The sequence below is a fragment of the Lysobacter sp. HA35 genome, from assembly GCF_054061195.1.
Map to the genome: position 1 here is coordinate 399,409 of NZ_JBSSDY010000001.1, position 19,482 is coordinate 418,890.

The 19,482-nt window shown below is 66.5% G+C and carries 17 protein-coding genes and 1 tRNA gene; 10 read left to right on the plus strand and 8 right to left on the minus strand.

The window, feature by feature from the left end; all coding sequences use genetic code 11:
- Positions 1–24: 24 nt before the first annotated feature.
- From ACVWZN_RS02120 to argH, 6 genes are read left to right on the plus strand one after another with little or no spacing between them, the layout of a single operon-like run.
- Positions 25–1,254, plus strand: a complete 1,230-nt coding sequence (locus ACVWZN_RS02120; RefSeq protein ID WP_456952405.1) for an argininosuccinate synthase — start codon at positions 25–27, stop codon at positions 1,252–1,254.
- Positions 1,247–2,341, plus strand: a complete 1,095-nt coding sequence (locus ACVWZN_RS02125; protein WP_456952406.1) for an acetylornithine deacetylase — start codon at positions 1,247–1,249, stop codon at positions 2,339–2,341. Before ACVWZN_RS02120 ends, ACVWZN_RS02125 begins: the two co-directional genes overlap by 8 nt.
- Positions 2,338–3,666: an acetylglutamate kinase gene (locus ACVWZN_RS02130; protein ID WP_456952407.1), complete on the plus strand. Its 1,329-nt coding sequence runs from the start codon at positions 2,338–2,340 to the stop codon at positions 3,664–3,666. The genes ACVWZN_RS02125 and ACVWZN_RS02130 overlap by 4 nt, the downstream gene beginning before the upstream one ends.
- The gene (locus tag ACVWZN_RS02135; RefSeq protein WP_456952408.1) at positions 3,663–4,262 is read left to right on the plus strand and encodes a GNAT family N-acetyltransferase; all 600 of its coding nucleotides are present in this window, start codon (positions 3,663–3,665) and stop codon (positions 4,260–4,262) included. Before ACVWZN_RS02130 ends, ACVWZN_RS02135 begins: the two co-directional genes overlap by 4 nt.
- Positions 4,259–5,224: an N-acetyl-gamma-glutamyl-phosphate reductase gene (gene argC / locus ACVWZN_RS02140; protein WP_456952409.1), complete on the plus strand. Its 966-nt coding sequence runs from the start codon at positions 4,259–4,261 to the stop codon at positions 5,222–5,224. Before ACVWZN_RS02135 ends, argC begins: the two co-directional genes overlap by 4 nt.
- Positions 5,221–6,531, plus strand: coding sequence for an argininosuccinate lyase (gene argH / locus ACVWZN_RS02145; protein ID WP_456952410.1), 1,311 nt, complete (start codon positions 5,221–5,223; stop codon positions 6,529–6,531). Before argC ends, argH begins: the two co-directional genes overlap by 4 nt.
- On the opposite strand, the gene pgaD (ACVWZN_RS02150) is transcribed toward argH, so the two are convergent.
- From pgaD (ACVWZN_RS02150) to ACVWZN_RS02180, 7 genes are all read right to left on the minus strand, one after another.
- Complete coding sequence (pgaD, locus tag ACVWZN_RS02150) at positions 6,521–7,087, minus strand: poly-beta-1,6-N-acetyl-D-glucosamine biosynthesis protein PgaD (protein ID WP_456952411.1); 567 nt, start codon at positions 7,085–7,087, stop codon at positions 6,521–6,523. The two genes, argH and pgaD (ACVWZN_RS02150), sit on opposite strands and share 11 nt — an antisense overlap.
- Positions 7,084–8,325, minus strand: coding sequence for a poly-beta-1,6-N-acetyl-D-glucosamine synthase (gene pgaC / locus ACVWZN_RS02155; RefSeq protein ID WP_456952412.1), 1,242 nt, complete (start codon positions 8,323–8,325; stop codon positions 7,084–7,086). Before pgaC (ACVWZN_RS02155) ends, pgaD (ACVWZN_RS02150) begins: the two co-directional genes overlap by 4 nt.
- Positions 8,326–8,507: 182 nt before the next feature.
- Positions 8,508–8,978: a poly-beta-1,6-N-acetyl-D-glucosamine biosynthesis protein PgaD gene (gene pgaD / locus ACVWZN_RS02160; protein WP_027082685.1), complete on the minus strand. Its 471-nt coding sequence runs from the start codon at positions 8,976–8,978 to the stop codon at positions 8,508–8,510.
- Positions 8,975–10,225: a poly-beta-1,6-N-acetyl-D-glucosamine synthase gene (pgaC, locus tag ACVWZN_RS02165; protein ID WP_456952413.1), complete on the minus strand. Its 1,251-nt coding sequence runs from the start codon at positions 10,223–10,225 to the stop codon at positions 8,975–8,977. Before pgaC (ACVWZN_RS02165) ends, pgaD (ACVWZN_RS02160) begins: the two co-directional genes overlap by 4 nt.
- Before the next feature lies 1 nt (position 10,226).
- Positions 10,227–11,864: a polysaccharide deacetylase family protein gene (locus tag ACVWZN_RS02170; protein WP_456952414.1), complete on the minus strand. Its 1,638-nt coding sequence runs from the start codon at positions 11,862–11,864 to the stop codon at positions 10,227–10,229.
- Positions 11,864–13,813: a tetratricopeptide repeat protein gene (locus ACVWZN_RS02175; RefSeq protein ID WP_456952415.1), complete on the minus strand. Its 1,950-nt coding sequence runs from the start codon at positions 13,811–13,813 to the stop codon at positions 11,864–11,866. The genes ACVWZN_RS02170 and ACVWZN_RS02175 overlap by 1 nt, the downstream gene beginning before the upstream one ends.
- Before the next feature lie 321 nt (positions 13,814–14,134).
- On the minus strand, positions 14,135–14,452 hold the full coding sequence (locus ACVWZN_RS02180; RefSeq protein ID WP_155914241.1) for a hypothetical protein: 318 nt from the start codon (positions 14,450–14,452) through the stop codon (positions 14,135–14,137).
- A gap of 176 nt (positions 14,453–14,628) precedes the next feature.
- Between ACVWZN_RS02180 and ACVWZN_RS02185 the strand changes: the two genes are divergently transcribed.
- Both ACVWZN_RS02185 and ACVWZN_RS02190 read left to right on the plus strand, forming a co-directional pair.
- Positions 14,629–14,889: a DUF6868 family protein gene (locus ACVWZN_RS02185; protein WP_456952416.1), complete on the plus strand. Its 261-nt coding sequence runs from the start codon at positions 14,629–14,631 to the stop codon at positions 14,887–14,889.
- Positions 14,890–14,986: 97 nt separating this feature from the next.
- Positions 14,987–15,823 (plus strand): universal stress protein, encoded by an 837-nt coding sequence (locus tag ACVWZN_RS02190; protein ID WP_456952417.1) that lies wholly within the window; start codon positions 14,987–14,989, stop codon positions 15,821–15,823.
- Positions 15,824–15,876: 53 nt separating this feature from the next.
- Here ACVWZN_RS02190 and ACVWZN_RS02195 read toward each other — a convergent pair.
- Positions 15,877–15,953: transfer RNA gene (locus ACVWZN_RS02195), tRNA-Pro, on the minus strand.
- A gap of 123 nt (positions 15,954–16,076) precedes the next feature.
- Here ACVWZN_RS02195 and hisS point away from each other — a divergent pair.
- Together hisS and ACVWZN_RS02205 are read left to right on the plus strand one after the other, a co-directional pair.
- The gene (gene hisS / locus ACVWZN_RS02200; protein WP_456952418.1) at positions 16,077–17,459 is read left to right on the plus strand and encodes a histidine--tRNA ligase; all 1,383 of its coding nucleotides are present in this window, start codon (positions 16,077–16,079) and stop codon (positions 17,457–17,459) included.
- Entirely contained in the window at positions 17,456–19,369 is a 1,914-nt protein-coding gene (locus tag ACVWZN_RS02205; RefSeq protein ID WP_456952419.1) for an HAL/PAL/TAL family ammonia-lyase, read from the plus strand. The genes hisS and ACVWZN_RS02205 overlap by 4 nt, the downstream gene beginning before the upstream one ends.
- Positions 19,370–19,482: the final 113 nt, after the last annotated feature.

Genomic DNA, 19,482 nt, shown 5'->3' on the forward strand with positions numbered 1-19,482 from the left:
CCGAATTTCCCTCCGAGCATATCCATGACCACTGAAAGCACCGCGTCGGCCTCGCGCGACATCGTCCTCGCCTTCTCCGGCGGCCTCGACACCAGTTTCTGCGTGCCGTACCTGAAGGAGCGCGGCTGGAACGTGCACACCGTGTTCGCCGATACCGGCGGCGTCGATGCGGAGGAGCGCGCCTTTATTGAAGCGCGGGCGCAGGAACTCGGTGTCGCGAGCCACTTCACCGTCGATGGCGGGCCGGCGATCTGGGCCGGCTTCGTCAAGCCGTTCGTGCAGGCCGGCGAGGGCTATCAAGGCCAGTACCCGCTGCTGGTGTCCGACCGTTACCTCATCGTCGACGCCGCACTGCAGCGCTGCAAGGAACTCGGCACCGACGCGATCGCGCACGGTTGCACCGGCATGGGCAACGACCAGGTGCGTTTCGACCTTGCGGTGAAGTCGCAGGGCACGTATCGCATCGTGGCGCCCATCCGCGAGATCCAGAAGGAACACACGCAGACGCGCGCGTACGAACAGGCGTATCTCGAAGAGCGCGGCTTCGGCGTGCGCGCCAAGCAGCAGAGCTACACGATCAACGAGAACCTGCTGGGTGTGACGCTGTCCGGCGGCGAGATCGATCGTTGGGACGCGCCGGGCGAAGGCTCGCGCGGCTGGTGCGCGCCGCGCGAGGAATGGCCGACCGCGCCGCTGCGCGCGACGATCGAATTCAAGCAGGGCGAAGCGGTGTCGCTCGATGGCGTCGCGATGCCCGGCCACAAGTTGCTGGCGAAGCTCAACGCGATGTTCGCGCCGTACGGCGTCGGCCGTGGCATGTACACCGGCGACACCACGATCGGGCTCAAGGGCCGCATCGTGTACGAAGCGCCGGGCTTGATCGCGCTGCTCGCCGCGCATCGTGCGCTGGAAGAAGCGGTGCTGACCAAGCAGCAGAACCGCTTCAAGCCCGACGTCGCGCGCAAGTGGGTGGAGATCGTCTACGAAGGCTTCTTCCACGACCCGCTGAAGACAGATCTGGAAGCGTTCCTGGCCAGCTCGCAGCGCATGGTCAACGGCGAAGTGGTGCTGGAAACCCGCGGCGCGCGCGTCGACGCGGTCGCAGTGAAGTCGCCACACGTGCTCAACGCGAAGGGTGCGACCTACGCGCAGTCGGCGGACTGGGGCGTCGAGGAAGCCGAAGGTTTCATCAAGCTGTTCGGCATGAGCAGCACGCTCTGGGCCGAAGTGAACGGAGCAGCCAACGATGCGTGAGGCGGTGCTCCGCCATCTCGAAGCGCTGGTCGCATTCGACACGCGCAACCCGCCGCGGACGATCGGCACGGGCGGCATCTTCGACTACCTGCGCGCGCAGCTGCCGGCGTTCGAGGTCGATGTGATCGATCACGGCGCGGGTGCGGTGTCGATGCTCGCTGTGCGTGGTCGGCCGACGCGGTTGTTCAACGTGCATCTCGATACGGTGCCGTCGTCGGATGGTTGGACGCGCGATCCGCACGTGCTGCGGATCGAAGGCGATCGTGCGGTCGGCCTCGGTGCCTGCGACATCAAGGGTGCGGCAGCGGGTCTGATCGCGGCTGCCGCGGCGACGACCGGTGATGCGGCGTTCCTGTTCTCGTCGGACGAGGAAGCCAATGACCCGCGTTGCATCGCGGCATTCCTTGCCAGCCACCACGGTTTCACCGAAGTGCTGGTCGCCGAGCCCACCAACTGCGAAGCGGTCCTCGCGCATCGCGGGCTGAGTTCGGCGCGCATCGCGTTCCGCGGTGAAGCGGGGCACGCATCGTCACCGAACGCCATGCAGCTCAGCGCGATACATCGAGCGATGCGTTGGGGCGTGCGTGCGCTCGATCATGCGCAGTCGCTGGCGCATGAACGCTTCGGCGGCCTGACCGGCTTGCGTTTCAATATCGGCACCATGGCCGGCGGCATCAAGGGCAACGTCATCGCGCCGAGCAGCGAACTGCGCTTCAACTTCCGCCCGCTGCCGTCGATGGATATCGATGCGATGCACGCGACGCTGGAGGGTTTCGCCGGCGACAGCGAACTCGATGCATACCAGGAAACGTTCCGCGGCCCGCCGCTGCCGGCCGGCGTGTTGCACGAGGCAGAACGCCAGCGCCTTGCCGCCCGCGACCTCGCCGATTCGCTCGACATCCCGATCGGCAACGCCGTCGACTTCTGGACCGAAGCCTCGCTGTTCTCGCAGGCCGGCCTGACCGCTTTCGTGTTCGGCCCCGGCGACATCGCGCAGGCACACACCGCCGACGAATGGGTCGCGATCGACCAGCTCGAACGCTACGCCGCACACGCGGCCCGCATCATCGGGAACACGCCGGCATGACGCCGATCGAAGACATCCAGACCCGTCAGACCATCGTGCGCCTGCTCTCGAGCATGGGCAGCGCGAAGGAGATCGACCAGTATCTGCGGCGGTTCGCACAGCTCGACGCCGAGCGTTTCGCGGTCGTCAAGGTCGGCGGCGCGGTGTTGCGCGACGACCTCGACGCGCTCGCATCGTCGCTCGCGTTCCTGCAGGACGTCGGCCTCACGCCCATCGTTGTGCACGGCGCTGGCCCGCAGCTCGACGAGGAAATGGCCGCCGCCGGCATCACCAAGCAGACGGTCGACGGCCTGCGCGTCACGCCGCCGGAAGTGCTGGCGATCGTGCGGCGCGTGATGCAGGCGCAGAACCTCGCGCTTGCTGAAGCGCTGCAGGAGGCCGGCGCGCGTTCTACGTCGATCGTGTCGGGCGTGTTCGAATCGGAATACATCGACCGCGACAAACTCGGGCTGGTCGGTCGCGTGAAGCGCGTCGAGCTGGCGTCGATCCACGCGAGCCTGCGCGTCGGTTCGATTCCGGTGATTGCGAGCCTTGGCGAAACGGTGGACGGACAGATCGTCAACGTCAACGCGGACTATGCGGCGAACGAACTCGTGCGCGAGCTGCAGCCGTACAAGATCGTGTTCCTGACCGGAACCGGCGGCCTGCTCGACGGCGACGGCAACGTCATCGACTCGATCAACCTGTCGACCGAATACGACCATCTGCTTGCGCAGCCGTGGCTCACGGGCGGGATGCGGCTGAAGATCGAGCAGATCCGCGAGCTGCTGGAGGCGTTGCCGCCAGCGTCGTCGGTGTCGATTACGCGTCCCGCCCAACTCGCGAAGGAGCTGTTCACCCATCGCGGGTCCGGCACGCTGGTGCGTCGCGGCGAACGCGTGGTTCGCGCGGAGTCTTGGGACGAACTCGACCTCGACCGCCTGCGCGGCCTGATCGAATCCGCGTTCGGGCGCCGCCTGTTGCCCGACTACTTCGACCGCAAGACGCTGCACCGTGCGTACGTCAGCGAGAACTACCGCGCCGCGGTGATCCTGACGTTCGAGAACGGCATGCCGTATCTCGACAAGTTCGCCGTGCTCGACGAAGCGCAAGGCGAAGGCCTCGGCCGCGCGGTGTGGCAGGTGATGCGCGAGGAAACGCCGACGCTCTTCTGGCGCTCGCGTCGCGAGAACCCCGTCAACGTGTTCTACATGTCCGAGTCCGACGGCTGCGTGCGTCGCGGCCCGTGGCAGGTGTTCTGGTACGGCATGGAGGACTTCGCGACCATCGCGCACTGCATCGAATACTGCAGCTCGCACCCCGCGTCGCTGGAGGATCCGCGATGACGGACGTCGATCGCTGGCGGACTCCGATGCTGCAGGACCGGCATGTGACGCTGCTGCCGCTGCAGGAACACCATGCCGCTGCGCTCGCGACCGCGGCGGCCGACGGTGCCCTGTGGACGCTGAAGTTCACCAGCATCCCAGCGCCAGGCGAGGAGAGCGATTACGTCCGTGCCGCGCTCGCATCGCGCGATCGTGGCGAATCGATGCCATTCGTGGTGCTCGATGCAGCCGGCGAAGTGGTCGGCAGTACGCGGTATTACGACATCGATCGCTCGGTGCCGAACCTGCATATCGGTTACACCTGGTACGCGAGCCGCGTGCAGCGAACTGCGCTTAACACCGAAGCCAAGCGCCTGCTGCTCGCACACGCGTTTGACACGCTGGGTTGCGAATCGGTGTCGCTGGAGACGAGCCACCTCAACGTGCGATCGCAGGCCGCCATCGAACGGCTCGGCGCGCGGCGCGACGGCATCCTCCGCGCGCACATGCGACACAAGGACGGCTCGCTGCGCGATACGTATCGCTATTCGATCGTGCGCGACGAATGGCCCGTCGTGCGCACCCGGCTCGATGAACGCCTGGAGGTCGCCGCGTGACGAAGATCCCCGTAAGCCTCATTGGTGCACGCGGACACGTCGGCACGGAACTGATGCGCCTGCTCGTCGCACATCCGCACTTCGAGCTCGTGCATGCGGCATCGCGCGAGCGCGCCGGACAGCTCGTCGCGGATCAGGTTGTCGGTGCGGCGCCGGAGCTGCGCTACAGCATGCCCGCACCGGACGAATTGCCTGCACTCCCGAACGGCGCCTATGTGCTCGCGCTGCCGAACGGCATGGCGAAGCCCTATGTGGATGCGATCGACCGGATCGCGTCCGGCGCTGTGATCGTCGACCTGTCCGCGGACTACCGTTTCGACCCCGGCTGGCATTACGGTCTGCCGGAGCTGGTCGACACGAAGTCGCACAGCCGCATCTCCAATCCCGGCTGCTACGCAACGGCGATGCAGCTTGCGATCGCACCGATGAAGACATTGCTCGACGGTCCGGTGCAATGTTTCGGGGTGTCCGGTTACTCGGGCGCAGGCACCACGCCGTCGCCGCGGAACGATCCGGAAGCACTGCGCGATAACCTGATGCCGTACACGCTCACCGGCCACGTGCACGAGCGCGAGGTCACGCGACATCTCGGGCATGCGGTGGAATTCATGCCGCACGTCGCGCCGCATTTCCGCGGGCTGACTGTGACGTGCAACCTGCACCTCTCGTCATCGATGTCGCTGGACGAGATACGCAAGAGTTATCGCGCATTCTATGCGGACGCACGGTTGGTCGACGTCACCCACACGCCGCCACACGTGCGCGACATCGCCGGCCAAGCGGGCGCGGCGGTCGGCGGCTTCACCTTGTCGGAGGACGGCCGGCGGCTCGTCGTCGTCGCGATTCTCGACAACCTGCTGAAAGGCGCGGCGACGCAGGCGCTGCAGAATCTCAACCTCGCGTTCGGGCTGGACGCACTCGCGGGCCTTCAGGCCGACACGCGAACGGAGATTTCGGCATGAGCCTGTTGTGGCAGAAGGGTGGGGTCGAAGTCGACGCTCGCATCCAGTCGTTCCTTGCGGGTGATGACGTGCTGCTCGATCGCGAATTCTTCCTGCACGACATCGATGCCTCGCGAGCGCATGCGCGTGGACTGGTCGGCATCGGGATTCTGTCGCAGGACGAATTCGACGGAATCGACCGCGAACTGGCTGCGCTTGCGACGGCGTATCGCGACGGCTCGTTCGTGCTCGACGCGCGCTACGAGGACGGACATTCCGCGATCGAGGACGTGCTGACCGAGCGACTCGGCGATGCCGGCCGTCGCATCCACACCGGGCGCAGCCGCAACGACCAGGTGCTGGTGGCGACGCGCCTGTGGCTGCGCTCGCAGATGGAAGAGCTGTCGGCACGCTGCATTGAGATCGCGGACGTCGCGCTGCAACGCGCGGAAGCGGAGCGCGATGTTGCGATGCCCGGCTACACGCATCTGCAACGGGCCGTCGTTTCGTCCGCCGCGCACTGGTGGGCCGGCTGGGCCGAAGCCTTCATCGATGACGCGACGCGTGCGGCGCAGACGCGGGCGTGGCTGGATGCGAACCCGCTCGGCACTGCAGCCGGCTACGGCGTCAACCTGCCGCTGGCGCGCGACGCGTCGACGCAGGAGCTCGGCTTCGCGCGCATGCAGGTCAATCCGGGCTACGCGCAGCTGTCGCGCGGCAAGTTCGAGATGGCGGCGCTGGAAGCGCTCGGTTCGGCGACGATGGACCTGCGTCGTTTCGCATGGGACGTGAGTCTTTTCACGACCGCCGAATTCGGCTTCGTCGGGCTACCGGCGCGTTACACGACCGGCAGTTCGATCATGCCGAACAAGCGCAATCCGGATGTCGTGGAGCTGCTGCGCGCAAGCCATGCGGTCGTCAGCGCAGCGCGCGCCGAGATCGAACAAGTGGTCGCATTGCCCTCGGGCTATCACCGCGACCTGCAGTTCACCAAGGCGCCTTTGGTGCGCGGTGTCGGTCACGGCCTGCGCGCGCTCGCGCTGCTGCCTGACCTGATGTCGAGCATCGAATGGCAGCGCGAAGCAATGACGGCCGCCATCGATCCCTCGATGTATTCGACCGACCTCGCGATCGAACTCGCTCGCGACGGTGTCCCGTTCCGGCAGGCCTATCGCGATGCGGCGGATCCGGCGCGTTGGGCGACGCGCGATCCTGCAGCGAGTCTCGCAGCACGCGTGTCGCCGGGTGGAGCGGGTGACCTGCGACTCGATGAACTGCGCGCGCGCCTGCAGGCGGTGGCGTCGAGCGTCGACGCCGCTAACTCGTAACGCGCGGTACTTCGTCCGCACGCGTTTCGATCGAGACGTCGATCGAGTCACGTGGAATTTCGGTAGCCGCGTCGTTGGCGTCGCGCGCCAACACCACGGTGATAGACACGGGATGCGCCGCGGCGTCCATATGCACGATCGCGATGCGGCTCTCGGACAACGCACGTGCAACTGATGGTGTCGCGCCGAGTGCGGCTGCGATGTCGGCCGTGTCGATATCGCACGCGGGAACGCGGCGCTTCGCGTCCTTGAACCTCAGCCGGTTGTACTCGGCCCAAGCGATCAGCAGGGACGCGGCGACAATGGCGACCACCGGCAGCGCGACGATGGCCATGAGGTCGCGCCACGCCACATGGAGATTGGCATCGGCCCCGGCATGCGTGGGCGCCATACGCTCGAACGCGGCGACGGCGAGCGGCTTCCAGAGATGGAGGAAGAAGCCCCACGCGAGCAGCGTCGCAACGGCCCACGCCGCGCGTTGCGGTCGTGGCTGTGCGCTGCGTCGGACGATCAGTCGCGAATCCGGGCGGGTCGACGGGCGCAGTGCACGGCTCATCGCAGTCCCCGGTCCGAGCTCGACCACGTCGCACGGTGTCCGCCGACGCGTCCCGCCGCCAAGGTCTTCGGCACGGCGACCACGGTGGTCGCGAGGTTCAACAACCAGTACGCGAGCGGATACCAGATCAACCAGTAGAACGTGCGGCCGACTTCGGTTTCGTAGCGACGATCGATGACGAGGCTGACGGCGAACTGGGTCAGGCAGGCGAGCCCGAGCACCACGCTCTGCCAGGTGATGATGTGCGGCACCTGCAGTGCAGGTGGCAGGTCGACGATCTTGCCCAGCGCCCAGAGCACGAACACCAGGCTCATCCCGTACGCCCACGCCGTGCTCAGCGCGTACTCGAGCACGACCGGCCACATGCGCCGCTTGCGCCAGGAGAACAGGTCGCCGGCATAGCGAAGCAGCACTTCCACGCCGCCTTGCGCCCAGCGCAGTCGCTGGCGCCACAGGCCGCGCAGCGTTTCCGGCATCAGGATCAGGCACATCGCGTTGGGCTCGTAACGGATGTCCCAGTGATCGAGCTGCAGGCGCCAGCTGATGTCGATGTCTTCGGTGACCATCGTTTCCGACCAGTAACCGATGCGGTGCAGTGCGCTGCGCCGGAAGGCCGCGATCACGCCGGAGATGGTGAAGATGCGGCCGTAGACGCGCTGCGCCCGCTTGATCATGCCGATGATCGCGGAGAACTCGCCGACCTGCAGCCGGCCGAGCAGCGTCGAACGGTTGCGGATGCGCGGATTGCCGGTCACCGCGCCCACGCGAGGGCCATCGGTGAGGTGCCACACCATCCAGTGCACCGCGTATTCGTCGAGCAGCGCGTCGCCATCGATGCAGACGAGGTATTCGGACTTCGACGCCAGCACGCCCATGCGCAGCGCGTTGGCCTTGCCGAGGTTGCGGCTGAGATGGATGACGCTGAGGCGCGGTTCGTCGAGAGCGAGGGTGTTCAACTGCTCGGCGGTGTCGTCGCTGCTGCCGTCGTTGATCGCGATGACGTCGACGTTCGGATAGCGCTGGTTGAGCGCGGCGGCGATCGTCTCGCGGATGTTCGCGCCTTCATCGTGGCAGGGCACGAGGATGGAAGCAGGCGGGTAGTGAAGCAGCGGCGGCGGCTCATCGCGTCGCGGTGCGTGGCGCTCGCGGCGCATGTAGTAGTAGAGCGCTCCGGTCATCCAGACGAACGACATCACGACCGGATAGAAAAACGTGTAGCCGAGCAGTGCGTCGATCACGGCCACCCCGGAGGAACAGGGTGGTCGCATTCATAGGTGCTGTCGGGTCTGATACGTGACACGCGGTTGGCAGCGTCACGACGGAGCGCGGAATGGTCGCGTGCCACACGGGCTCCCGGAGTCGATCGGGCGCCAGTGTGGTCTCGCGTCTAGTACGTTTCAGTCAACGGCCGTGCGATGCATTACATCGCGAATGGTGTCGAGCGATGGATGCCCGACAGGCGCGCGTCATCGCCCATCGCGAGCGTCATCGACTTCGCGTGCGACACCCGCTCGGAAAGATCGAACGGTGCGCCCATGGATTCCGCAACGGCCGGCAGTTCGACATTGCCCGGGTTCGCACGACGATCCGGACCACTGAAACGGTGACGGTTGTATTCCGCCCAACCGACCAGCAGCGCGGTCGCCACCACGGCGAGACCGAGGATGACGAGGAAGATCGTCTCGTCCACCCGGTTGTTGCGCACGTAGACCTCGATGTAGCTCGTGCGAACCCCGAGCACCCAGGCCACCACCGTGATCAGCGGCAGCCAGAGGTAGGCGTAGAGCACCCACGCGACGAAGGTCATCACACCGTGGACGGTCCGCATCGCCTGTGGCGCAGCGCGCTTCGGCGTGTAGATGAAGGGGTCGTGCTGTAGTTCGGTGCTCATCGGTAACCTCGATCCGGACTGGTCCAGGTGGCAACGCCGCGTGGTTTGGCGAAGAGTGTTTTCGGTACCGCGACGATGGTGGTGAGCATGCTCAACAGCCAGTACGCGATCGGGTACCAGATGATCCAGAAGTAGCTTCGGCCGATGCCCTTCTCGTAGCGGCGGTCGATGAACAGGCTGATCGCGAACTGCAGCAGGCAGGTCAGGCCGAGCACCACGCCATGCCAATGCGGAATCAGGCCGCCGGTCTGCAGGCGAGGCGGAATGTCGAAGAAGTAGCTCATGATCCAGAGCACGATCGACAGCAGCATCGAGTACGACCACACAACGCTCAACAGGTACTCGAGCACCACGGCCCACATGCGCCGCTTGGTCCACGCATTGAGCGACTTCGCATGGCGGGCGATCACTTCCACGCCGCCACGCGCCCAGCGCAGGCGCTGGTGCCAGAGGCCGCGGAACGTTTCGGGCATCAGGATGTAGGCGAGCGCGTTGGGTTCGTAGCGGATGTCCCAATGGTCGATCTGCAGGCGCCAGCTGACGTCGATGTCTTCGGTCACCATGTCGTCGGCCCAGTAGCCGATGCGATGCAGCGCGGTCTTGCGGAACGCGGACACCACGCCCGACACGGTGAAGATGCGGCCGTAGCTGCGCTGCGCGCGCTTGATCATGCCGATGATCGAGCTGAACTCGCCGACCTGCATCTTGCCGAGCAGCGTCGAACGGTTGCGGATGCGCGGATTGCCAGTCACCGCACCCACGCGCGGGCCGCTGGTAAGATGGAACACCATCCACTGCGTCGCGTTCGGGTGCAGCAGCGCGTCACCGTCGATGCAGACCAGGTACTCGCTGCGCGATGCGAGCGTGCCCATGCGGAGCGCATTCGCCTTGCCGAGGTTCCGGTCAAGGTGGATGACACGCATGTTCGCGTGCTGCGCGGCCAGTGCATCGAGGCGTGCACCGGTGTCGTCGGTGCTGCCGTCGTTGATCGCGATGATTTCGAATTCGGGATAGTTCTGCTTCGACAGCCACGCGATTGTGTCTTCGACCAGCGGCCCTTCGTTGTGGCAGGGCACGAGGATCGACGCCATCGGATGCGCTTTCAGCGGCGGCAGCTCATCCGGGCCGGCGTGCTTACGCTCGCGACGGAAGTAGTAGTACAGGCCACCCGCCATCCAGAACAGCGACATCACGATGGGATAGAAGAAGGCGAAGCCGAAGAGTACGCCGAGCAGGTCGAAGGACATCTCAGCGCTCCGGGTAGGGGAACGAGCGGGCGCTGATCGCGGCGCGCGCAGGTTCGAGAGGCGGAAGGTCCTTCAGCGCGATGTCGCGGCTGTAACCCACGTGCCGACCACCGCTGGCGACGACGCGACGTGCTTGGGCTTCGAGTTCGTCGGACGGCAACGGATTGGCGACATCGCCGGCATCGATCACGAACACCGTGCGGTCCAGCGCGGTGGGTGACGCGGCGACGGCGGCGACCGCGCGATCGACTTCGCGGCGCGATCCGCGCACGTCGTGCGGAAGCATCGCGACGATGAAGTCGTAGCTCGACGCGAGCGAAGGCGTCTGCGATGCGATCGGCGCGGGGTCACCGGTCGGAATGGTGATGGCCGCGACGCGTACCAGGTCGGGACGCACGGCCTTCGCGCGAGCGAGTGCAGCCGAAGCGGACGACGCGCCGTCGCCTACGACAATTCCATCAATCGGTGTCGCTGCGACATCGGCGTATGCGTCAGCCGAAGCGCCAGCGGGCATCCACGCCAGCACCTGGGCATTCGAACGAGCGTGGATACGCGCGACCAGGTGCGTCAGAAGGTCCGAGCGCATCGGCATCGACGCGGTCGGGAACCATGCGGCGTCGGGAGCGGCGGCGTCGAGGATCACGTGGCTCGGATGGATCGCACGGATGCGTTCGGCGACGGCGTTGACGTTCTGCGTCGTGATCGTGGCATCGCCGCCCGCGAGGTCCGCAAGCGAGACGCGCACGGCACGGATACCGTCGAGGCGCGGATCGCGGCGCAGCTCGTAGGCCAGATCGCTGGCACCCGCGTTTTCGACCATCATCAAGCGCGCACCGGGGAATGCGTCGTCGCCCGGTCGTGCGACGCCGGCGTAATGCAGTTCGCTCGTACCACTGCGGCCATCGGGCCCGATGATCGTCGCGAGTCCGAGCGACTCGGCGGCAGCGCGCGCCGCACCGGACGCACCACCGGCCGGCCACACGACGAGTTGCGGGCGACGGCCGGTGGCGCGCTCGATTCGGTCGGCACTGGTCGCAAGGTCGGCGCGGATGCGCTCACGCTGCGCGGCTTCCGTTTCATAGCCGCCGTTCCATCGACGGACGATTGCGGCCGGAAGCAGGTCGCCCTGCGGGTCACCCGCGATCGGCGTCGCGAGGTCGTGGCCCTGCGTCGCGATCTCGACCAGGTTGCTCGCCTGCAGCGCCTTGACGTCGCTCCAGCCGAGGAAGTCGCTGCGCGGCACGTCACGCATGCCGACATGCACGTTGCCGGTCGCATCGACGCGCGAGGTCGGCACGGCGACCAGCGCCGGGTAGTCGAACGCGCGCAGCAGCGGAAGCGCCTGCGTGTATGCGGAGCGGTAGCCGCCGTCGAAGGTCAGCAACACGGCTTTCGCCGGAAGCGTGCCGCGCCCGGCGCGTGCGTCACGAACCGCCTGTGCGGTGACCGGTACGTAGCCGTGCGAACGCAGCCAGTCGAGCTGCATCGCGAAGTTGCGGGTGGTGACGGCTTCCGTATCGGGATAACCATCCGGAACGCGGTCGCGGATGTCGTGCCAGCCGAGCACGACCAGTGCGTCGGCCGGCCGCGGCATTGCGGCGGTGAACAGAAGCGCGAGGAATAGAACGACCGATCGCATCAGAACCCCCAGCGGTAGGCCGCTTCGAAGCCGACACGGCGCTCGCGGCCGCCGTCGTACACCGGGCGTGCCCAGAACACGCCATACGTAAACGTGTGCCCCATCGCGGGGCGCCACTCCTGGTAGTAGGAAATCGAAGGCACCCAGTTCGTGCCGAAGCCTTCCTGCCAGTACGGCCCGGCTTCGAGCGTCAGCTTCTGCCGGAGATAGGCGTCGTAATGCCGCCAGATGAGGTGGTTGAAGCGCACGCCGACAGTCGCCATCGCGTCCTGCGACGGGTTGAAGTACGGCGAGTCGTCGCGCGAACCGCGGCTGGTCCACAGGGAGCCCAGTCCGTCGATCATTAATCGCGGGCTGGTGTAGAGGCGCGTGCGGCCGTACGCCCACAGCTGGTCACGGTTGTTGCCGTCGCTGTAGTCGAGGTGTTTGTAGTTCATGTCGATCGCGACGGTGTCGCTCGGATGCCAGTTCGCGGTGATGCGCCACGAGTCGGCCTTGTAGCCGGCACGGCGCGCCTGCAGCGACGTGTCGACGTCGTTGTCGGCGACCTGTCCGTGCAGCGTCCACGAATCGTTGAGGTACCACGCCCCGTCGACCGTCCATGCGTTGTCGTGCGTCGGTTCTTCGGCCTGGTAGCCGGACACGCGGAAACCGAACTGGCGATAGCGGTAGTCGATGCCCGCACCGATGCGGCGATAGCGCACGGTGTCGGGGTCGAAATGCGCGTCGACGGTGTCGCCGACAATGCCGAAACGCCAGCGGTAACCGAGCAGCGGCGACCACGTCTGGTAGTACAGGCGGTGTTCGCGCACACCGAAGGGCGAGCCGTTCGGCGACTCGGAATTGTTGCGCGTATTGATGAAGTCGATGCTGCCCATGGGGCCGTTGCGCCAATCGAGTTCTTCCTGCAGGCGCTCGGCGTGCAGGTTCTTCGGGTAGCGCTTCTGCACCTGGTCGTTCGCGGCCATGGCCTCGTCGACGCGACCCAGTTCGTACAGCGCCGACACGCGCGCGATTTCGGCGTCGCGGTTGTGCGGATCCATCGTCAGCGCCATGTCGTAGCGCTCGAGCGCGGCAGTGGGATGGCCGCGTCGATACATCAGCGCGCCGAACGCGGCCTGCGTATTCGAACGGTTCGGGCCCATGCGCAGCAGCGGTTCGATCATCGACTGCGCACGCGCGTTGTCGTCGCCGAACGAGATCATCTGCGCGTAGGCCATCTCGGCGCGGTAGCGCTTCCAGTTCGCCTGGTCGGACTCCGCGCCGGGGCGTTGGATCCACGCCGGCTGCGATTCCGCGAGCTTCTGCATCATCGGCAGCGCGAGGTCGAAGCGTTCCTGCTCGATGTAGGAATAGCCGAGCAGGATCTGCGTATCGACGTCGTTCGGATCCTTGGCCAGCGCCTGCTCGAGCGCGGCCTGCGCTTCCTTCGGGTGATGCAGCGCGAGGTACGAGTCAGCGGCGGGGCCGTGTGCGTAGGCGGGCAGGTCGACGCCTTCGCGCTTGAGCGCTTCGTACTCGTCGATGGTCTTCTGGTACATGCCGAGGCCATTCGTCGCCGTCAGCATGTCCATCCGCAACCGGGTCTGCTCCCAGTGCGTGCGGCCCGGCTGCGCCTGCAGCGCGAGCGCCGCGTCGTAGGCACGGCGGAGCTCGGCGTTCGGGTCGTCGAGGTTGTCCGGGTAGGTCAGGCCCCAGCCGATCTCATGCGCGACGCGGTCGCCCTGGATGAGGTCGCGCTCGTAATCCGGGAAGTCGCTGGCCCAGCGGGCGCGGAGCTCGTCGGCGCGGAACGGCGCGCCGACGTCGTCCAGCGTCAGCGCCTGCATCCGATAGGCGACGTCGTCGCGCGGATTGGCCGCCAGCAGGTGTTCGTAGATGGCCAGCGCGTCCGTCCACCGCTGGTCCTTCCGGGCGGCCTCGGCCTGCGCGAGCAGGGTGTCGCGCACGGTCCGGTTCGTCACTGCGGGGAGGGAGTCGGCGGCCGTGGTCGTTGGAGCGCTGCCGGTTGCCGGACGCGCCTGCGCCATGCCGGTCGTCCAGACCAGGGGGAGCAGAAGCGCCAGTACGGTTTTTCGGAGTGGGCGCACGGTTCGATCCGTAAGTCGAAATCGGGGCTGAACGGCGACGAGTCTTCCGTCCCGAATGTGAAGGCAACGTGGGCTGAATCGAGAAGTCGATCACAATTTAAGCGGACGCAGCCAAACCGCCCTACCTTCCGGCGGACGAGCGCGGCTGGCCGACGGGCGGCCGATTCATGGTTGCCTCCGCTAGGAGGCTTCGGGGTCCGCGAGCTCGTTGAGATGCTCGACACGCTGCTTGGCGGTATCGGCGATTTCCGAGTCCCAGGGCGACGGCCCGCGCACGATCACGTTCGGAATCACCGCGGCCGAAGACTGCCGCCAGACGCTGTTGAGCGACTCGCGGTCGTGGTGCGACAGGATCAATGCCGACAACATGCAGTCATTGACCTGCGCGCGGCCGATCATGATCGCCAGGTACTGGGCCAGCAGCGACATCTGCTCCTTGAGGAACGCGACATCGGCCTCGAGCGCTTCGATACGGTCCTGGTCGGTCTGATCGGTCATGGCTGCAGCCTGACAGCCCGCGATTCTCGGTTCGGTGAAACCGTCGCCGGTGACGCCGACGGATCGGATCGCCTCGGTCCATCGAACGAACACAGCCGAACGCGTTTTTGATCCGACGCAAACGCCCGACATGTCGTGGCGCGCAAGGTGCGGTCATCGCCCCGATGGAAACACCGATGACGCCTCATCAGCTCGCCAGCGTGCTCACGTGGAGCGCGGTCGCCGGATACGCGGTGTTGTTCGTCTGGGCGCTCGCGTGGATCGCCATGCGCGAGCGCGTCTACCGACTGCACAGTCACTGGTTCCGCGTCGAACGCCCGACGTACGAAGTACTGATGTTCGTGCTCATCGGTGTATTCAAGCTCGCGCTGCTGGTGTTCTTCGTGTTCCCGCTGATCGGGTTGTACGCGAGTGGATTAGCAGGAAGCGGCACATGAGCGGCGCATCGATGCCGTCGACGAAGACTTGCAGCGACGCACGCGAAACAACGCGCGTTCTGCGCATTCAGACACGCACCAAACACGGGACTTGACCATGCGCGACGTACTCGTCCGCTCGCAGCGGATCAATGCCTGGGACGACGGCGTTCGCGCCGCCGCGCGCATCGCCGCGATGCTGCATGGCGCGCTGACGGCCGTGCACGTGGTGCCGGTCGGGTTGCCGCCGCTATCGCCTTACGACCCCGGAATGCTCGTCGCCGCCGCGGCGCTGGAAGTCGCGCGCCAGCGGCTCGAATGCGACAGACGTGCAGCCGAGTTCGACGCATGGGCCGCATCGCTGGGCGTTCGCAGCAGCGCATGGCTGTCGTCCGCCGGCGATGCTGCGCGCGCACTGCGCTCGGTCGCCGGTTCGCACGACCTGCTCGTCGCGGAGGTCGACCCGAAGTCGGACGATCCATGGACGAATCCGTCGGGCGTCGGTCGGCTCGCGTCCGCGACCGGGCTTCCGACGTTCGTTCTGCCCACACCGCGCACGGACGAGCGGACAGTCGGAACGGTCGTGGTCGCCTGGGACGGCTCGTCCGGCGCCGCCGCGGCGCTGCATTCGGCGCGCCCCTTCATCGAACAGGCGACGCGGCTCGTTGTCCTCGACGGCTCCCGAGGCGCGATCGAACCGACGCTGCCCGCGCTCGAGCTGCGCCACGCGCTCGCACGACATCGAACCGAAGCCGAAATCCGCACGGTCGACGTGGGGGATGGCGGCGAGGGAACAGGCGCGGCCTTGCAGGCAGAGGCGCGTGCGCTCGGCGCCGACCTGCTCGTCATGGGCGCCTACGGCCACGCGCGCCTGACCGAATGGGCGCTGGGCGGCGTGACCCGGCACGTGCTGTGTCACACCGACGTCCCGCTGCTGCTGCGCCACGAGCGCTAGGCGAGCCGGAAAAAGAAAAAGCCGGCGCGAGGCCGGCTTTTTCAATCGATCTTTGGTCGGGGAGACAGGATTCGAACCTGCGACCTCTACGTCCCGAACGTAGCGCTCTACCAGACTGAGCTACACCCCGACAGCTGAGCCGCAAAGTTTATCGGGCGGCGGCGTTCGCGACAAGGGGCGGTGAAGCCGTCCGTGGGCCGGTGCCGGGCGCCGCTAAACTGTGACGTCCGATCCGCCCGCTTCGGGGAACCCCTTGATCAAGCCACGCACGCCGGCCGGAGTCCTCGAACTCCTGCCGCCCGACCAGATCGCCTTCCAGCGGATGCTCGACGTTATCCGCCGCAATTTCGAGCGCTTCGGCTTCCTGCCGGTCGAAACGCCGGTGATGGAACTGTCGGAGGTGCTGCTGACGAAATCCGGTGGCGAAACCGAGCGCCAGGTCTACTTCGCGCAGTCCACCGGTGCTCTGGAAAAAGCGGGCGAAGGCGTGCCGGAAATGGCGCTGCGTTTCGATCTCACCGTGCCGCTCGCACGTTACGTCGCCGAACACGAGCACGATCTCGCATTCCCGTTCCGCCGCTACCAGATGCAGCGCGTGTATCGCGGCGAGCGCCAGCAGCGCGGCCGCTTCCGCGAGTTCTACCAGTGCGACATCGACGTCATCGGCAAGGACGCATTGAGCGTTCGCTTCGACGCCGAGCTTCCTGCCGCGATCCACGCCGTGTTCTCCGAACTCGACATCGGCGCATTCACGATCCAGCTCAACAACCGCAAGCTGATGCGCGGCTTCTTCGAGCAGCAGGGTGTGACCGATGCGCAGCAGCAGGCGCTGGTGCTGCGCGAGGTCGACAAACTCGACAAGCGCGGCGCGGATTACGTCCGCGAAACGCTGACGGGCGAGGGTTTCGGGCTTGCCTCCGACGCGGTCGATCGCATCCTGCGCTTCGTCGAGATTCGTTCGACGTCGCATGCCGATGCAATCGCGACGCTGGATGGCCTTGCAACCGAAGGCGACGCCAATGAATCGCTCGCGACCGGCGTCGCCGAGCTGCGCGAGGTGCTGGAACTCGTGCGTGCCATGGGTGTGCCCGAGTCGGCTTACGCGCTGAATCTTTCGATCGCGCGCGGTCTCGATTACTACACCGGCACCGTCTACGAGACCACGCTCAACGACTACCCGCAGATCGGCTCGATCTGTTCGGGCGGTCGCTACGAGAATCTCGCCAGCCACTACACGAAGTCGAAGCTGCCGGGCGTCGGTATTTCGATCGGCCTGACGCGGCTGTTCTGGCAGTTGCGCGAAGCGGGCCTGCTGGGCGCTGCCGAAAGCACGGTGCAGGTCCTGGTGACGCAGATGGACGCCTCGCACCTGCCGCATTGCCTCGGCGTCGCGAACGACCTGCGCCACGCCGGCTTCAACACGGAAGTGGTGATGGAAGCTTCGAAGATCGCCAAGCAGTTCCGCTACGCCGATCGCGCCGGCATCCGTTTCGTCGTGGTGCTCGGTGACGACGAGATCGCGGCGAACAAGGTGACGGTGAAGGACCTGCGTCGCGAAGACCAGTTCCAGGTCGACCGTGCGGAGCTTGCATCGACGCTGCGAGTCGAACTCGCTCAGCCGGTGGTGCGCGCATGAAGCCGGTGCATCTGGATGGTCGGTCGCTGACGCGCGCGCAGGTGCTTGCGGTCGCCTATGGCGCAGCCGTGGAGCTCGACGAGGCGCAGCTGCCCGCAGTCGCGCGTGCGGCGGATTTCCTTGCCGAACAGGTCAGCCGCGAAGAACCGATCTACGGGGTGTCGACCGGTTTCGGCAGCAATGCGGATCGCCTGCTCGGCTCGTATCGCCTGCGCAACGGCGCGGGCAGTGACGCGAATAATCCGCACGAATCACTGCATGCGGAACTGCAGCGCAACCTGATCGTCACCCATGCCGTGTGCGTGGGTGAGCCGTTCGCGCCAGAAGTCGTGCGCGCGATGCTGTGCATCCGCATCAATACGCTGATGCGTGGACATTCGGGCATTCGCGTCGACACGCTGCGCGCGCTAGCCGCGATGCTCAACGCCGGTGTCGTGCCGGTGGTGCCGCAGCTGGGTTCCGTCGGTGCCAGTGGCGACCTCGCGCCGCTGTCGCATCTCGCGATCGTCCTGCTCGGTGGCGGCGAAGCGTTTCTCGGGGGCGAGCGACTACCGGGCGGCGAAGCGCTTCGTCGCGCAGGCCTGCAGCCGGTCACGCTGTCGTACAAGGAAGGCCTCGCGCTCAACAACGGCACGGCGCAGATGCTCGCGACGGGTGTACTGGCGCTGGCCAAGCTCGAGGATCTCGTCGACACCGCTGACCTCGCGGCCGCGATGACGATCGACGCATTCGCCGGCCGTCTCGGCGCGTTCAAGCCCGAGGTGCATGAGCTGCGGCCGCATCCCGGACAGGTCGCTGTCGCCGCGCATCTGCGTCAGCTGCTCGAAGGTTCCACGCTCGCCGACATTCCGTATCACCTCGTGCCGCGCTTCCGCCCGTGGCTTCCCGAGAGTTGGGCGACCGATGAAGCACGCGAGCTGCGCTTCGACATCGGTTGGGACTGGGTGCCGCTGTCGCAGCGCCACGGTCGCGAGAAGTTCTACGACCGCTTCCGTCCATTCCGCGGCGGCAAGAAGCACCAGCCGCAGGACAGCTATTCGCTGCGTTGCGTGCCGCAGGTGCACGGTGCGGTTCGCGATGCGCTGGCGCAGGCCGCGCGCGTGCTCGACATCGAGCTCAACTCGCTGACCGACAACCCGATCATCTTCCCCGACGCGCAGGCCGAACACGTCGAAGACCAGGTCGTCTCCGCGGGCCACTTCCACGGCATGCCGCTCGCGCTGGCGATGAGTTACGTCAAGGCGTCGATTCCCGTGCTCGCGAGCATCTCGGAGCGTCGCCTCAACAAGCTTGTCGACCCCGCGACGAACGACGGACTGCCGGGTTTCCTGATCGGCAACGAAGACGCGACCGAATCCGGCTTCATGATCGTGCAGTACACCGCCGCGGCGATCGTCAACGACCTCGCGAGCCGCGCGATGCCGGCGTCGGTCTATTCGATTCCGACCAGCGCCAACGCCGAGGATCACGTGTCGATGGGCGCCAACGAAGCACGCCACGTGCTCGCGATGGCCGACGACCTCGGCAAGGTGCTCGGCCTCGAGCTGTACACCGCCGCGCAGGCGCTGGACCTGCGTCGCGACATGATCAACGCCGCGCGTGCGCTGGCGCGTGCCGGGTCGTTGGACGATCTCGCGTCGAAGATCGCGTGCTCGCCCGCAGCATCTTCGGCGGACCGCGACGCGTTCGTGGCGGAGGTTGACGGACTGCGCAGCGAACTCGCCGATGCGGGGGAATTCGGCCCAGGCGCCGCCGTGCAGGCTGCGCATGCCGCGATCCGCGAATCGATCGCCTTCATGGGTTTCGACCGCGCGATGGACGGCGACGTGCAGGTCGCGGTGCAGCTGGTGAAGGACGGTCGCGTGCTCGCCGCGGCGCGGCGGGTCGCACTGGGCGACGCCGGGCACTAGCTCGGCAGCGCGGTCGCAAACCCTGAACGGGCCGGACGAACTCCGGCCCGTTCGCGTTTATGGACATTGACCGGCGGCCGCGCTCGCATTAATGTACTAACACGCTATTACAT

Bases quoted from the DNA above. Each gene is read 5' to 3' on its own strand.
- ACVWZN_RS02120 (WP_456952405.1), top strand. From the start codon at position 25: ATGACCACTGAAAGCACCGCGTCGGCCTCGCGCGACATCGTCCTCGCC.
- ACVWZN_RS02125 (WP_456952406.1), top strand. From the start codon at position 1,247: ATGCGTGAGGCGGTGCTCCGCCATCTCGAAGCGCTGGTCGCATTCGAC.
- ACVWZN_RS02130 (WP_456952407.1), top strand. From the start codon at position 2,338: ATGACGCCGATCGAAGACATCCAGACCCGTCAGACCATCGTGCGCCTG.
- ACVWZN_RS02135 (WP_456952408.1), top strand. From the start codon at position 3,663: ATGACGGACGTCGATCGCTGGCGGACTCCGATGCTGCAGGACCGGCAT.
- argH (WP_456952410.1), top strand. From the start codon at position 5,221: ATGAGCCTGTTGTGGCAGAAGGGTGGGGTCGAAGTCGACGCTCGCATC.
- pgaD (WP_456952411.1), bottom strand. From the start codon at position 7,087: ATGAGCCGTGCACTGCGCCCGTCGACCCGCCCGGATTCGCGACTGATC.
- pgaD (WP_027082685.1), bottom strand. From the start codon at position 8,978: ATGAGCACCGAACTACAGCACGACCCCTTCATCTACACGCCGAAGCGC.
- pgaC (WP_456952413.1), bottom strand. From the start codon at position 10,225: ATGTCCTTCGACCTGCTCGGCGTACTCTTCGGCTTCGCCTTCTTCTAT.
- ACVWZN_RS02170 (WP_456952414.1), bottom strand. From the start codon at position 11,864: ATGCGATCGGTCGTTCTATTCCTCGCGCTTCTGTTCACCGCCGCAATG.
- ACVWZN_RS02180 (WP_155914241.1), bottom strand. From the start codon at position 14,452: ATGACCGATCAGACCGACCAGGACCGTATCGAAGCGCTCGAGGCCGAT.
- ACVWZN_RS02185 (WP_456952416.1), top strand. From the start codon at position 14,629: ATGACGCCTCATCAGCTCGCCAGCGTGCTCACGTGGAGCGCGGTCGCC.
- ACVWZN_RS02190 (WP_456952417.1), top strand. From the start codon at position 14,987: ATGCGCGACGTACTCGTCCGCTCGCAGCGGATCAATGCCTGGGACGAC.
- ACVWZN_RS02205 (WP_456952419.1), top strand. From the start codon at position 17,456: ATGAAGCCGGTGCATCTGGATGGTCGGTCGCTGACGCGCGCGCAGGTG.